The organism is Actinocrispum wychmicini, assembly GCF_004345645.1.
GTDB lineage: Bacteria > Actinomycetota > Actinomycetes > Mycobacteriales > Pseudonocardiaceae > Kibdelosporangium > Kibdelosporangium wychmicini.
Window position 1 is genome coordinate 314666 of sequence record NZ_SLWS01000009.1, and the last position, 14644, is coordinate 329309.

Below are 14644 nucleotides of genomic sequence, written 5' to 3' on the forward strand. Positions count from 1 at the left end.
CCGTGCCGTTCGGCGGTAGCGAGCCACGCCGAACGGGTGTGACCCGGCGGTAGCGGTTGAGTGGCCGATCCCCAGCCGTTAGGACTGGTGTCCGAATCATCGGTGACGGGGACACCTCCATGGGGACGCAGTTCCGCTTGCTTGGACAGATCGAGGCAGAGGTCGACGGCCAGCCCGTCATCATCGGGTACGCCCAGCTGCGGGCCGTTCTCGCGGTCCTGCTGGTGGAGGTCAACCGCATTGTTCCGGTCGACCAACTGGTGGATCGGGTCTGGGGAAGCCGCCCCTTGCCCAGAAGCCCCCGCGGCGGGGTCCAGCACAGCGTCACACTGCTGCGCACCGCGCTGGCCGCCGTTCCGGAGACCGTGATCACCTGGGAAGCGCCGGGTTACCGGCTCACCGCCGATCCCACCACGGTCGACCTGCACGAGTTCCATCGGCTCCTTGACGAGGCACGGGCCACGGAATCCGACGAGCGGGCGATGACGCTGTTCACCGAGGCGCTGCGGCAATGGCGTGGCGAGCCGTTCACCGGCGCCAGCACACCGTGGTTCGAGACCGTCCGCGCGATGCTCGTCGGTCAACGTCAAGCGGCCCAGCACGAACTGACCGATCTACGCCTGCGCAACGGCCAGCACGGCGCGCTGATCCCGGAGCTGTTCGAACTGACCCAGCAGCTCCCGTTGGACGAGCGCCTGGCCGGCCAGTATCTGCTCGCCCTGTACCGCGGCGGCCGGCCCGCGCAGGCGCTGGAGCACTACGACCGTCTGCGGCAGCTGCTGGCCGAGGAGCTGGGGACCGACCCCAGCCCGCCGTTGCGCCGGCTGCACCAGCAGATCCTGACCGCCGACCCCACCCTCGCGACCCCCACACCGGTCACCGAACCGTCCCCGGTGCCGACGCCACGGCAACTCCCGGCCCCGCCTCGCTTGTTCACCGGCCGCACCACCGAACTCGCCGCCCTGGACGAGGCGCTCGACGAGCCGGCGGGCACGGTGGTGATCTCGGCGATCGGTGGCACCGGCGGGATCGGCAAGACGTGGTTGGCGTCCCACTGGGCGCATCAGCGTCTCGACCGCTTCCCGGACGGCCAGTTGCACGTCGACCTGCGCGGTTTCGACCCCTCCGGCGAGCCGATGTCCCCCGCCACCGCGGTGCGCGCGTTCCTGGCCGCCCTCGGTGTGGCCCCGGGCGCGATCCCGGTGGAGCTGGACGCGCAGGTCGGGTTGTACCGCAGTCTGGTGGCCGGCAAGCGGATGCTGGTCGTGCTGGACAACGCCAGCGACACCGGCCAGGTCACGCCGCTGCTGCCGGGCAGCCCGACCTGCACTGTGCTGGTCACCAGCCGGTACCACCTCGGCGGCCTGATCACCGCGCACGGCGCCCGGATCCTGGACCTGGACGTCCTGCCCGAACCCGAGGCCCGCTCCCTGCTGGCCAGCCACCTCGGCCCGGACCGGGTCGCCGCCGAACCCCAAGCCGTCAGCGACCTGCTGGCCTACTGCGCCGGTCTGCCCCTGGCGTTGGGCATCGTGGCCGCCCGCGCCGTGCACCATCGCACGTTCCCCCTGGCCGTCCTGGCCGAGGAACTCCGGGACGCCACGGCCCGGTTGGACGGGTTGGACGCCGGGGACCAGCGCGGTGACCTGCGGGCCGTGATGTCCTGGTCGGTCCGGACGCTCAGCCCGCCGGCCGCCACCTTGTTCGGGCTGCTGGGCATCGCACCCGGCGCGGACATCAGCCTCTTCGCCGCCGCTTCCCTGGCCGCGCTGCCACCGGGGTCCACGCGGGCCTTGCTGCGTGAGTTGGAGCGCGGGTCACTGGTGCAGCAGCACACACCCGGCCGGTACCGGATGCACGACCTGATCCGCCTCGGCGCCACCGACACCGCGCAGGAACACCTCACCGAGGACGTACGGGACGCGGCGCTGCGACGGGTGCTGGACTTCTACACCCACAGCGCCCACTCCGCCGACCGCCTGCTGGACCCGCACGGCCCGTCGATCCCGGTCGACCCGCCCGCCGCCGACGTGTACCTCCGGCCAATCCCGGACGTCCCGGCGGCGCTGGCCTGGCTGGACGCCGAACACCCGGCCCTGCTGGCCGCTCAGCGGACCGCCGCCGACCACGACTGGCCGGACAGCGTGTGGCAGCTGGCGTGGCCCCTGGACACCTTCCTGTACTGGCGGGGGCACCGCCATGACCGGGTGGCCGTATGGCAGTCCGCGCTGGACGCCACCGCCCACCTGCCCGACCCGGCCCCCGGCATCCACGCCCGCAGGCACCTCGGCCGCGCCCACGCCGACCTCGGGTGTTACGACCAGGCGACCGAGCACCTGCACCAGGCCCTCGCCTTGGCCGAGCACCACCAAGACCCCGACCAACAGGCCCGCACCCACCGGGTGCTCGCGTCGACCTGGGGCCGGCGGGGCAACGACCGGGAAGCCCTCCGGCACGCCACCCAAGCCCTGGACCTCCTGGACGCGCTGGACCAACCCGAGTGGGAGGCCGACGCGCGCAACGTGGTGGGGTGGTACGCGGCGCGGCTGGGCGAATACGACACCGCCCGTACCCACTGCGAGGCCGCCCTCACCCTGCACCGGCAGCACCGTGACCCGGAAGGTGAGGCGAACACGCTGGACAGCCTCGGCTACATCGCCCACCACACCGGGCGACACCAGCAGGCCGTCGGCCACTACCAGCAGGCCCTCACCCTGCTCCGCGACCTCGGCAACACCTCCGAAGCCGCCAACACCTTGGACCGTATCGGCCATCCGCACGCCGCCCTCGGCGAGCACGAGCAGGCCCGTACGGTGTGGCGGGAAGCGTCCGAGCTGTACCGGCAACTGGGGCGCCATGAGGACGTTCACCGCGTCCAGCGGCAACTCGACGACCTCTCAGCGGCCGGAGTGGACGAAGGCGGCCCAGGTCCTGACATCCGGTGACGCCAGGGGGTTCAGAATGGCCGGGGTCCCGGCGGGGAGCTCACCGGCTCGGATCATCCACAGCTGCGCCGCGCGGAGGGCGTCCGCCGGTCGCAGGCCCTCCTCGCGCAGGAAGTGGTGGAACATGTACATCAGAACCGATGTCTCGTTGTCCGGCACGTTCCAGCGCGCGCTGATCACCGAACGGGTGTTGTGCGCCAGGAACGCGGTAGCCAGGCTGAACGCCTCGTCGTAGCCGCGTCCTGACTCGTTGCTCCGGCACGCGGCGATGACGGCCACGGCAAGGTCGCGGCTGCTCGACGCGTCGACGAACTCTTCGGCCGACAGTCGTTCCGCGTCGCACAGCAGGAGGTATGAGGTGTCGTCCTTGCCTCTGCCGGCGTTGACCGTGGCGTGGCAGGCCAGGTGCAGCAGCGTGCCGCCCTGCGGATCCGCGAGCCAGGATCGCACGTCTTCAGAAAGGCCGCGCCCGTCGGCCGCTTCGGTACCGTCGGCGGCTCTGCCGACGAGCCGGGCGTTCGGATAAAAGCGCTCACGGATCGCCGCGGCCTCCGCGCGGGCACCAGGCAGTGGCTGAGCCGCACCGGCGGTGTCCGGATCGCTGACGATCATACCGTCTGTGAGCGCCACATCGCCGCTCCAGGCGGCAGTGCAGAACATTCGCGCGGACGCCGCGTACGAGAAAACAGCGTCCTCCACGGCATACCGGACGCGACCGTCGACGGTTCGCCAGGCCGCGTGCCAAGGAATGCGGGAGAGTTCGCGTACCGGAATGAGAACGATACGCGGGACGTCTTTCGATGTCTCGACGTCCGCGAGCAGCGGACCGATCGCCGACTCCCAGGCCCATTCGCACATCGTGTCCACAGTGTCGGTGCGCCTGCCGGGGATGGGCTGCACCTCCCGTGCCGCTGCCGACAGGTCGTGCTCGAACCCCGCGGCCTGCTCCGTCATCAGCTTCGGCAGAGTGATCCAATGTGGATGGTCGGACACCGGGATGACAGCGGCAAGTCCCGTGCCATCACGCTTTCCGGGCACCAGGTAGACGAGCGCGTCCATGTCGAGGGCCATCAGCGCGGCTCTGATCTCGTCCGGTGATGGCGGGTCCGGCACCAGTCGCATCGCGGTGTCGAAGTCGGCCGCCAGCGACCCGTCCGCGGCCAGTTCGACCCCGGCGAGCGCGCTCATCACCCGCCGGCGCAACTCACTCGGGATCTGATCGGCGGGCGCTGCAAGCCATTCCCTCGCCAGTTCGGCCTTGCCGTGTTCCGCCAGCCGGGTCGGGATGTCCCGGGTTTCCGTGGCGGCGTGGATGATGAGGCCGCGGCCCATCTCCAGCGCCCACGCGGCCAAGTCGAACCGATTGCTCTTGAGGAAAAGCTGGGCGGCCCAGTAGGCGTCGTCAGCGGCGTCGCCGATGGCCAGATGCACATCGGCCGCGCGGGACTGCAACACAGCGCTCCACACGCGCCCCCGCAGCCCAGTGATCGCTGTTTCACGCGCCGAGTCCGTACATCCGTCCATCAAGTACATCTGGGACAAGTCCCTCCCGATGCTGACGAGGACGTCCACGTTCCCGGTCTCGACCGCATTGGCCCGCGCCTGCTCCAAACAGGCGATCCCGGCGGCCAACTCGCCGTGGTCGTCGGGATCGCCGAACATCTGCCACCGAGCCGCACGGACGATCCCCATCGTGGCGAGGTGCCGTGAATGAAGGACGCCACCAGGCGGTGACATGGGGAGTGCACGCTCGCACAAGTCAACGGCTTCGTCCATCGAGGCGGGCGTCTGCTCACGCATTCGAATCATCGCCAGGGCGAACATGTGCGTCGCACGCTCGTCATCGGGTATGTCGGGGCTCCGGCAGAGACGGTCAAGCTCGGCCCGATCCGCCTCGGACGTCGCCCAGCGACCGGTTCCGTCGCCCGCAGGCATGTTCAGGTAGACCATGACGTTCGGCGCTGCTGCCGCCAACGCCTGGCGAATCGGATCGGTAGCGGGCAACTCCTCGGCCAGATCCAGCGCCGACCGCAGAAGACGCCGCCCTTCTTGGTGTTCCCCTCGCGCGCCAGCACCGCTCGTCTTCTTCAACAGCAACAAAATCTCGGCCCGCACGCGTTCGTGCGAGGCTGGAGCGGCGCTGTCCACCATTCCGTCGGTTTCCCGCAGCAGTTCGGACTCTCTGCCCGGATCCGCCTCCAAATACGCGACGCGGGTGTCGAAAGCGGCCAGAATCGCGTCGACGCCGGCGGACACCTCCCGTCTCACCGAACCCGGAACGGCGTCGACGAGCTTCCGATAGCCTTCGAACTCCGCTCGCAGCGCCCTGGAGCTGGCAGTCGTGGACCCCTTCCGCACGTCACCCATGCTCTTGTTGCCGCGAAGCAACCCGAAGAACACGCGCCACTCCGGGGGAACGTCCGGATCCGGCTCGGCGATCTCCGCGAGAACAGCCGCCCGGTCCAGGTGTTCATGGTCGAGGTCGCCGATCGAACTGCCGACGCACACCCACGCCAGAGCGGCGGCTATCTTCGTCCGGTGCGGCGTATCCGCGGGCAACGCGTCGAACTCGTCCAGTGCGACCTTCAACTTCGCCACATCGTGGTACGCGAGAGAGCGTGCGCTCGACGGATCCTTCTGCAGCGCCGCTCTCAATGTGTCCAATGCCCCCACCTGCTGACGCTGAGTGATCGCCTCGGTGACCACGGCGGCGAGTGTGGGCGGCAGCGATCCGAACACGTCCAGGGTCCTTCCCGTCGCTTGCTGAGTCCCTCCTTAACTGACGGACGTCTGAGCCAGGTATTGCCGTTGCGGGTCGATGTGTCACCCGTGGACACTGAACCGTGTTCATCCTGGAACCCGTGGTCGACACGTCCACCACGACCGGCTTCGCCCTCTGGCCGGTAGCCACGCCGCCGGCCGACCGCGTGCTGCACGTATCGGCGAACCTCTCGACTCAAGAAGTCGGCACAGCAATGGCTGCGTTGGCGGCCCATCACCTCGATGATGCGCACGCGGTCACTGATGTGCTCGATGAGCTGGTACAGGCTGAATGCCTGATCGTCAGCGGTGGTCTGCTGGCCCGGGACACTCGAACCGGAGTGACCATTCCACCGAGTTGCTGTTGCGGCCTGGAGGGCTGGCGCGAGTGGGCCGGCGCGCTGGACGGAGGCAAGCCATGGCTCGGTCACAGCCCCGCACCGTGGATCGAACACCTCGACGGCGCCCTCCGTATTTGGCCTGACGGCGGCATGGGCGAAGATCTCCCCCGGGTCGACCGCACGATCACCGCATCACTGGACAGCGTCACAGGGCAACTGCGCAGGGCACATCAGGATCTCCGCGGCTTCCTGCACGCCGTCAGCCGGTGGGTCCAAGATCGTGCTCCGCACGCGGCCACCAGGGTGATCGCCAAGCTCGACAAGAGCTTCCAGATCACCGACAACCTGATCTTGCCGACCTGCTAACTCGTCAGGGCCAGCGGGATGTCGACCAGCAATTCGGGACGCAGCGACACCGGGCCGAACAGGCCGGACGGGAGTTGCTCGCCGTGCGCGTTGGCGCCGGTGTTGGTGACACGGACACGCACGAGGTTGTCGCCAGGCCGCAGCGCGGGGGTGACGTCGAGCCGGTATGGCGGCCAGAGGCGGGAGCCGAGAGGTGCGCCGTTGATCTCGATCTCGGCCACGTCGTGTACTTCACCGAGATCCAGGATCCAACGGTGTCCGGTCAGTGTCGCGTCGTCGAGTGAGATGTCCTTTTCGTACCAGGCCGAACCCGAGAAGCCACCGTCCAGGTCGGTCCACGAACCCAGCGGACGCGTGACCGTCGGTGAGTCCGCCCGGTCGAAGTGGAACCGCCAGTCGCCGTCGAGCGGGACGGCGGCGAGCGCGTCGGTCACGTTCGCCGTGCCTTGATACAGCTGACCGTCCGCGGTCACGACAACCGTGACCGGGCCAGGCGCGGTCACCCGTACAGTGGCGTTCTGTCCGTGGATCCGCTCCACCGGCGCGGTCGACGACACGGCGTGTGCCGGCTCCTGCCTTGCCCGGAACACCACCAGCAGGGTTGCCTTCGGTTCGAGCCGCAGTGGGATCTCGGTGTCGTCTTGTTCGTCGGTGAACGATCGCCACACGCCTGCCATGTCCGTCGTGCCCGTTTCGGGGTCCCAGATCTCCGGCACGCCGGTCGCGGGAAACGTGGCGGTGACGTCAACCGCGGTGGCGAGCTCGTTCGTGAGCACGAAGGCACGCTCGCGGCCGCTCTCCAGCCGGAGTGCACGAACCGAAGCCATCGGCGGGGTGAGCGAGACCGCAGCACCACCCGCGGACACGGCTGCCGCGGCGGCGGCCGTTGGGTCGGGCGCGTGGATCGCCTGGTGTGCGCCGAGGAACAGTCGGTCCACGGCCTGGCGTAGTCCTGTGTTGTCTCCTCCGGACTCCTGGGTGGGCAGGTCGCCGGTGACGATCACTGTTCCGCCCCCGTGGACGAACCGGACGAGGACCTGCGCGGTGCCGAGGGCCAGCATCGGCGTCTGCGGCACCACCATGATCTGGTAAGCCTGTTGTCCCAGCACGAGTCTGGGCCCTCTGGCCAGGGCGTGGGTGACCAGTGCGGGATCGTTGTCGAGCGCTCCTTCGTCGACCAGGTCGAAGTCGACCTGCACGTCTTCGAGGGCGTGCACCGCGTTCGTGAACGAGTCGTCGATGCTCTGCTTCGCGTCTGTGTCCTGAAAGGACTCGGCGGCGCGTTGCGGCTGGAGCAGCACGGTTCGGGCACGGGCGGGCGCGCGGCCGGCTTCCATCAGGCGGCCGATCCAGTCGTTCAGTGGCGCGGACAGGCTCCACCACGGGTTGACCGGCTGGAACGGGGGTGGGTAGACGATGTCGCCGGAGTCGCTGAACCTGGCGTGCAGCAGGGTGTGGTTCACCCCGCGGACGGCGAACGCGCCGACGACCTCCCGCGTGAACGCGGGGGTGACAGCCCAGCCTGTTCCGCCCATCGCCTCCAGGTAGACGCGTTCCAGCCCGAGCTGATGCGCGGTGCTGGCCGGATACCTGGACAGCGTTCGGTGGTAGCCGCGCTGGTAGTGGTCGAAGACCAGGTCGGTGCCCGGCACCTGCGCCCACTGGTTGTCGGTGTGCAGGTCGCCGGTGCTCTTCACCTGTTCGGCTGGCCCGTACTCGTCCCACAGCGGGTTGGAGATGAACTTCATGCCGTGGTCGGCCATCCACTGGCCCTGGGTGCGGAAGTACGCGGCGGCGAACCGGTTGGCGACCGCACGCCAGAACACCCCGCGCAGCCGCAGGCCGGGTGGCCCAAAGTCGTCATGTACCGCGGTCAGCGCGAGCCCAGGTGCCACGCCGAGCCGGGACAGTTCGTCGTCCAACGACCCAGACCACGGCACGGCGTTGAAATGCGCCACGGCTGACGCGATGAACGGTTCGTCGTCGGCGAATCCGCGCAGGACACCGCCGACGGCCCAAGGGAACCGGCGCAGGTACTCGCCGGGCACGATGTCGAGGAAGAGATTCACCGCCTCGTCGTCGAGCAGATCAAGATACGTGTGCCGGCTGTCGTCGTTCAGGCCGAGCGGACGCACGGTGAACAAGTCCAGCTGCCACTTCCCGGGCGGTGCCGTCCATTCGCCGGCACGGCGGGCGATGTCGGTCAGGTCGACGATCCCGGCGATGTCGGCCGAGCCCTCCGGCCGGGCCGTGGCCGCGACCGACGGCAGCGCGTCGGGCAGGTCGAAGGCGTCGATGGACGCGTCGGTGTCGAACTGGTCGGAGTACAACACCTGGCCGCCGGCATCGATGACAGTGACACTGTCCCACGACGACCGCTGGGTCGCGACCGCCCGCATACCGACCCGTCCGGTGGGGAACGTGGCGTCGACGACTGTACGTTGGCTGACCCCGTCCACCGACGCCAGGATGTGCGTGCCGCGGACCGCGACCTTCAGCACGTGGTCGACGGCCGGATTGAATCCCGGCACCCCAGGCGCGTTGTACAGCAACGAGAACCCGCCGTTCTGTTGCCGCCAGATGTCCACGCCGCCGTCGATGCGCATGTCGGCGAGATAGCCGTTGGACGCGTCCGGACTGCGCACCATCAGACCTGCGGTCGCGCGTTCCACTCGGACGGTCGCCTGCACGTCGTAGTCCCGCCAGTCGGCGCCCGCGCGCAGCAGGGTGATGCCGTCGCGGATGCTCGCGTCCACCAACAGCCGCCCGGCCGTTACGACCAGTCCGTGGTTCACCAACGTGACCGAGTCGCCGCCGGACACGGCCAAAGTCACCTTACCGACGCCGTGCGGCCGCAACTCCGGGCGCGGCTGGTAGACCCGGTCACCCACTTGCCCACCGTTGACCACGAACCCGCCGCCGCGGCCGCTGGGGAAGAAGTCGTCGTTGAACAGCCACAGGTGCATGTCGTTGCGCTGCGCCTCACGGAGGGTGAATTCGATGAGCGCGAACCATTCCTCGGTGAAGAACCGTGGCTGCAACGCGAGGGTGTCGAACGGGAAGATCAGCACCTCATGGATGCCGCGGGCGCGGATGTCGGCGAGCTCGGCGGTGACCAGATCGTTGGTGACGGTGCCGTTCCAGAACCACAGGATGGTGGGCCGGCTGTCCGCGCGCGGAGTGGCGAAAAGCTCCGCCACGAAGCCCTCTTCAGAACCTGGAGCGACCAAGAGAACCTCCGACACCGCAGGTCATGAAATGATCACGCTACGTGACGCGAGCGGCCAGGTCAAGGCGTGCTTCGGCCGCCACCCATTCAGCCTCACGGCCGGACGGACGATACTCCCGCATCGGCTGGGTCCGTCGCACGAGCCCACGCATGGCCGCCAAGTCAGGCAGATCAGCGCCCAGCGCACGGGCTTGCACAAGCACGTTGCCCAACGCGGCCGCCTCGACCGGACCGGCCAGCACCGGCACCCCACACGCGTCCGCGGTCAGCTGGCACAACAGGTGGTTCCGGGTGCCACCGCCGACCACATGGACGACGTCGACGGTCTTCCCAGCCAAGTTCGCGGCCAGACGAACCGTGCGCCGGTAGGCCAACGCGAGACTGTCCACAATGCACCGGACGACCTCGGCCCGGGTGCCGGGCGGCCGCTGGCCCGTCTCCCGGCAGACCTGGGCGATCCGCGCGGGCATGTCACCAGGGGTCAGGAACGCCGGCGCGTCGATGTCCACGACCGCCGCCAGTGCGGGCGCGTCGGCCGCACTGGCGAGCACCCCGGCCAGGTCCACCGGGTCGCCGTGCGCCGCCCAGGTACGCAGGGTCTCGGTCAGCACCCACAGGCCCATCACGTTGCGCAGGAACCGGATTGTGCCGTCCACGCCACCTTCGTTGGTGAAGTTCGCGGCCAGCGCGGCGTCACTCAGCTCCGGCTCCGCCAGCTCTACCCCCACGAGTGACCAGGTGCCCGAGGAGATGTACGCGAAGTTGGCGCCCGACTCGGCCGGCACCGCGACCACAGCCGACGCCGTGTCGTGCGAGCCCACCGCGAGCACCGGCAATTCGGGCAACGCCAGTTCTTCGGCCAGTCCTGGGAGCAGGGTGCCGATCCACTCACCGGGGTCGCGCAACCGCGGCAGCAGGCGCGGCGGAATGCCGACCCGTTCGGCGAGCCCGGTGGCCCACTGCTTGGCTTGGACGTCGTAGAGCTGGGTGGTCGACGCGTTGGTCCGTTCCACGCCGATCTCACCGGTCAGCCAGTACGCCACCAGGTCCGGGATCATCAGCAGGGTGGCCGCGGCGCCCAGTGTGTCCACTTCGGACACCAGTTGGTAGAGGGTGTTGATCGGCAGCTGCTGCAGTCCCGTGACGTCGTACAGCTCGCGCGCCGAGATCTTCTTCGAGACCCACTCCATCACTCCGTCGGTGCGCGAGTCGCGGTAGTGGACCGGATTTCCCAGCAACATGCCCGACGCGTCGAGCAGCCCGTAGTCGACGGCCCAGGAGTCGACGCCGATCCCCGCCAACGGTCCTTGCCGGTGCGCCGCCTGGATGCCCGCGAGGGTCTCCCGGTAGAGGCCGAGCACGTCCCAGTGCAGCGTCGATCCCAGCCGGACGGGCTCGTTCGGGAACCGCCGCACCTCTTCGATGTCCAGCCGCCCCGGGCCGACCGTGCCGGCCATCACGCGCCCGCTGGACGCCCCGAGATCGACGGCCGCCAGCCGCATCACACCCGCACCACGGTCAGCTCAAGCCCGAGCAGGTCCGCCACGGCGGTCAACTCGCCGACCCGGTGCCCGGTGCCGAGCGCCCAGTGGTGCGCGACGCCGGACGCCGACCACGCGTCGGTCCACTCCCCCGGGTCGCAGCCGAAGTCGACCCGCGAGGTGGTGTTCCCGATCCGCAGCAACGGCCCCGGCACGACCTCGCCCTCGGAGGCGACCAGGGTGAATGTCCCGTCGCGGCGCTGCCCGATGCCGAGCAGGGTCACCGGCCCGTGCCGGACGTCGAACTCGACCGACACGCCCCACCCACGCTTGCCGTGATAGACGCCCAGCCCGCGCAACAACGGCTTGCGCGCGCTGATCGCCAGGTGCGCTGGACCGTCGTGGCCCATCTCGACCACGTTGTCGCGGAAGTTCAACGCCTGCAGCTCGGTGAACGAACCGCCAGCGCCGAGGCGGTCCATCAACAGCATGGCCAGCGAGGTGCGCAGCTCGTACTCGCCGGCGGCAGGGATGCCACGCGCGGTGAGCAGCGACGCGCCCAGGATGAACCCGGCGCCGACCCGCTCGTGCGTCTCGCCGTCCAGGCCGCGGTGGTAGTAGGCCAACGAGTCCAGCTCGAAGTCCGCCACCAGCCGGTCCAGCCCGACGGACACCTTTGCACCCCAAGCGAAATCCTCTTCCACCACGGACTCGTCCATGCTGAAGATCTCCCGGGCGAGCGCCATCCGGGCCTGGGTCTCGGCTTCGGTGACCTGCTCGACGCGCACCCGCAGGTCGTCGATCTCCAGGATCTCGACGTGCCCGCCGAGCTGGGCGGACACCAGCGTCGGGTCGGACGAGACGTCCATCATGCCCGGGTAGAGGTGCCCGAGCAGGCCGTGCCGGCCGTGCCGGAACGCCGCGCGCACCCCGGCCGCCTTGATCCACCGTCCGATCTTCGTCCAGGCCCGTTCGTCCTCCAGGTAGCCCGAGACCGACCGGAACTCGACGCCGACGCGACGGAACGCGTTGGCCATCTCCGGCAACGGGCAAGCGCCGCAGTACGCCAGCCACGCGCCCGTGTCGAACGTCTCGTGATCCATCGCCTCAGTGGGCTGCAAGTTCAGCAGCAGCACCGGCGAACCACTGCGCTGCGCGATCGGCACCAGCATGTTGGACGTCAGATACGTGGTGAGGAACCCGATGATCAGGTCGCAGTCGGCGGCCCGCAGCTTCTCGGCCGCCGCCGCGCCTTCGTGCGGGTCGGCGATGAAGCCGGCGTCGACCACCTCACAGTCCAAAGCGGACAGTCGTTCGGTGACCCGCCGGGCCGAGGCCCGCAACTGCGGCAGCAGCCCCGGGAACTGCGGCCAGTACGCCCCGAGTCCGCCGGCCACCAGGCCGATCCGGGTTCTGCGCGGAGTGATGCGGTCCAGGTCGTCGAACGCGGGCCGCGCGAGCGTGTCGGTCATGGCGTTACTGTCCTCTCCGTGCGTCAGCGAAGAAACGCGGCGGCCACGCCGGCGTCGACGGGCACGTGCAGTCCGGTGGTGTGCGTCAGGTCGCCCGCAGTGAGCGCGAACACTGCGGCGGCCACATGTTCGGGCAGTACCTCGCGTTTGAGGATAGTGCGCTTCGCGTAGAACGCCCCCAACTCCTCCTCCGGCACGCCGTAGACCGCCGCGCGCTGGGCGCCCCAGCCGCCGGCGAAGATGCCGGAGCCGCGCACCACGCCGTCCGGGTTGACGCCGTTCACGCGGATCCCGTGCTCGCCCAACTCGGCCGCGAGCAGCCGCACCTGGTGTGCCTGGTCGGCCTTGGCCGCGCTGTAGGCGATGTTGTTCGGTCCGGCGAACACCGAGTTCTTCGAGGAGATGTAGACGATGTCACCGCCGATGCCCTGCGCGACCATGGCTTTCGCGGCCGCCCGCGACACCAGGAACGAGCCCTTGGCCATCACGTCGTGCTGCACGTCCCAGTCCCGCTCGGTGGTCTCCAGCAACGGCTTCGAGATCGACAGGCCCGCGTTGTTCACCACGAGATCGACACCGCCGAACGCCAGCACGGTGGCGTCAACCGCCGCCTGGACGGTGTCCGCGTCGGTGACGTCCGCGGTGACCGCGAGGGCTGTGCTGCCAATACCTTCGGCGACCTGGACGGCCGTGTCGGTGTTGAGGTCGGCGACGGCGACACACGCGCCTTCGGCGGCCAGTCGTTCGGCGATCGCCTTGCCGATGCCCGACCCGGCGCCGGTGACGAGCGCGATCCGGCCCGCAAGCGGCTTTGGCTTCGGCATCCGCCGCAGCTTCGCCTCCTCCAGCGACCAGTACTCGATCCGGAACTTCTCGCTCTCCGGGATCGGCGCGTACGACGACACCGCCTCGGCGCCCCGCATGACGTTGATGGCGTTGACGTAGAACTCCCCGGCGACCCGGGCGGTCTGCTTGTCCTTGCCGAACGAGAACATCCCGACGCCCGGCACGAGCACGATCGCCGGGTCGGCGCCGCGCATCGCCGGGCTGTCCGGTGTCGCGTGCCGTTGATAGTAGGCGGCGTACTCGACACGGTATGCCTCGTGCAGCTCCTTCAACCGGACCACGGTGTCCTCAATGGACGCTGTCGCCGGCAGGTCGACGACCAGCGGGCGAACTTTGGTCCGCAGGAAGTGATCCGGGCACGACGTGCCGAGGGCCGCGAGCGGCGCGAGCTTCTCCCGCGCCAGGAAGTCAAGCACGACTTCGCTGTCGGTGTAATGTCCGACCTGACGCTGATCGGTCGACGCCAAGCCGCGGATCACCGGCGCGAGTGCGGCGGCGCGGGCGTGCCGTTCCGCCTCGGGCAGCGCCTGGAATCCCGTTACTTCCGCGCCGAACGGCTCTGCGATGCCGCGTTCGGCCAGGAACTTCTCCGCGGTGTGGATGATCTCCAGCGAATTCCGTTGGCACTCTTCCGAAGTGTCGCCCCACGCGGTGATGCCGTGGCCGCCGAGGATCACGCCGATCGCCCTCGGGTTCGCCGCCTTGACCGCCGCGATGTCCAGGCCCAGCTGGAAACCGGGACGCCGCCAGTCGACCCACGCCACCCGGTCGCCGAAGCACTCCTTGGTCAGCGCGGCGCCGTCAGCCGCGGTGGCCAGCGCGATGCCCGAGTCCGGGTGGAGGTGGTCGACGTGCTGGGCGTCAAGCAGCCCATGCATCGCCGTGTCGATCGACGGCGCCGCCCCGCCTCGCCCGTGCAGGCAGTAGTCGAACGCGGCGACCATCTCGTCCTCGCGGTCGACACCGGGGTAGACGTCGACCAACGCACGCAGCCGGTCGAGCCGGAGCACCGCCAGCCCGGCCTCGGTGAGAGTGCCGAGGTCACCACCGGAGCCCTTGACCCACAACAGTTCCGTCGGCTTCGCGGTGACCGGGTCGAGCACCTCGCCCTTCGCGGAGGTGTTGCCGCCCGCGTAGTTCGTGTTACGCGGGTCGGCGCCCAACGCGTTGCTGCGGGCGATGAGTTCGGCGGGCACGCTCATGC

General features: G+C 69.4%; 7 protein-coding genes. 2 read left to right on the plus strand and 5 right to left on the minus strand.

Annotated elements, in window-relative coordinates; genetic code table 11:
* Positions 1 to 119: 119 nt before the first annotated feature.
* A complete protein-coding gene (locus EV192_RS36840) occupies positions 120 to 2945 on the plus strand; it encodes an AfsR/SARP family transcriptional regulator (RefSeq protein WP_132123248.1) in 2826 nt (941 codons plus the stop codon).
* On the opposite strand, the gene EV192_RS36845 is transcribed toward EV192_RS36840, so the two are convergent.
* Positions 2898 to 5684 carry a CHAT domain-containing protein gene (locus tag EV192_RS36845; protein WP_132123249.1) on the minus strand — a complete coding sequence of 929 codons (2787 nt, stop codon included), beginning with the start codon at positions 5682 to 5684 and terminating at the stop codon, positions 2898 to 2900. The two genes, EV192_RS36840 and EV192_RS36845, sit on opposite strands and share 48 nt — an antisense overlap.
* Before the next feature lie 104 nt (positions 5685 to 5788).
* On the opposite strand from EV192_RS36845, the gene EV192_RS36850 reads away from it, so the two are divergent.
* Positions 5789 to 6412 (plus strand): hypothetical protein, encoded by a 624-nt coding sequence (locus EV192_RS36850; protein ID WP_132123250.1) that lies wholly within the window; start codon positions 5789 to 5791, stop codon positions 6410 to 6412.
* Here the strand turns inward: EV192_RS36850 and EV192_RS36855 are convergent.
* The 4 genes from EV192_RS36855 to EV192_RS36870 all read right to left on the minus strand — a co-directional run bounded on the left by EV192_RS36855 (position 6409) and on the right by EV192_RS36870 (position 14642).
* Positions 6409 to 9612: a glycosylhydrolase-like jelly roll fold domain-containing protein gene (locus EV192_RS36855; protein ID WP_243727309.1), complete on the minus strand. Its 3204-nt coding sequence runs from the start codon at positions 9610 to 9612 to the stop codon at positions 6409 to 6411. The two genes, EV192_RS36850 and EV192_RS36855, sit on opposite strands and share 4 nt — an antisense overlap.
* A 67-nt stretch (positions 9613 to 9679) precedes the next feature.
* A complete protein-coding gene (locus tag EV192_RS36860) occupies positions 9680 to 11143 on the minus strand; it encodes a rhamnulokinase (RefSeq protein ID WP_207926477.1) in 1464 nt (487 codons plus the stop codon).
* Positions 11143 to 12594, minus strand: coding sequence for an L-fucose/L-arabinose isomerase family protein (locus EV192_RS36865; protein WP_132123252.1), 1452 nt, complete (start codon positions 12592 to 12594; stop codon positions 11143 to 11145). Before EV192_RS36865 ends, EV192_RS36860 begins: the two co-directional genes overlap by 1 nt.
* A gap of 23 nt (positions 12595 to 12617) precedes the next feature.
* Positions 12618 to 14642 (minus strand): bifunctional aldolase/short-chain dehydrogenase, encoded by a 2025-nt coding sequence (locus tag EV192_RS36870; RefSeq protein ID WP_132123253.1) that lies wholly within the window; start codon positions 14640 to 14642, stop codon positions 12618 to 12620.
* Between the last annotated feature and the right edge of the window lie 2 nt (positions 14643 to 14644).

What these genes read in the sequence shown, in the direction of transcription:
- EV192_RS36865 (WP_132123252.1), bottom strand. Translation starts at nt 12,594, where the DNA reads ATGACCGACACGCTCGCGCGGCCCGCGTTCGACGACCTGGACCGCATC.
- EV192_RS36870 (WP_132123253.1), bottom strand. Translation starts at nt 14,642, where the DNA reads ATGAGCGTGCCCGCCGAACTCATCGCCCGCAGCAACGCGTTGGGCGCC.
- EV192_RS36840 (WP_132123248.1), top strand. Translation starts at nt 120, where the DNA reads ATGGGGACGCAGTTCCGCTTGCTTGGACAGATCGAGGCAGAGGTCGAC.
- EV192_RS36860 (WP_207926477.1), bottom strand. Translation starts at nt 11,143, where the DNA reads ATGCGGCTGGCGGCCGTCGATCTCGGGGCGTCCAGCGGGCGCGTGATG.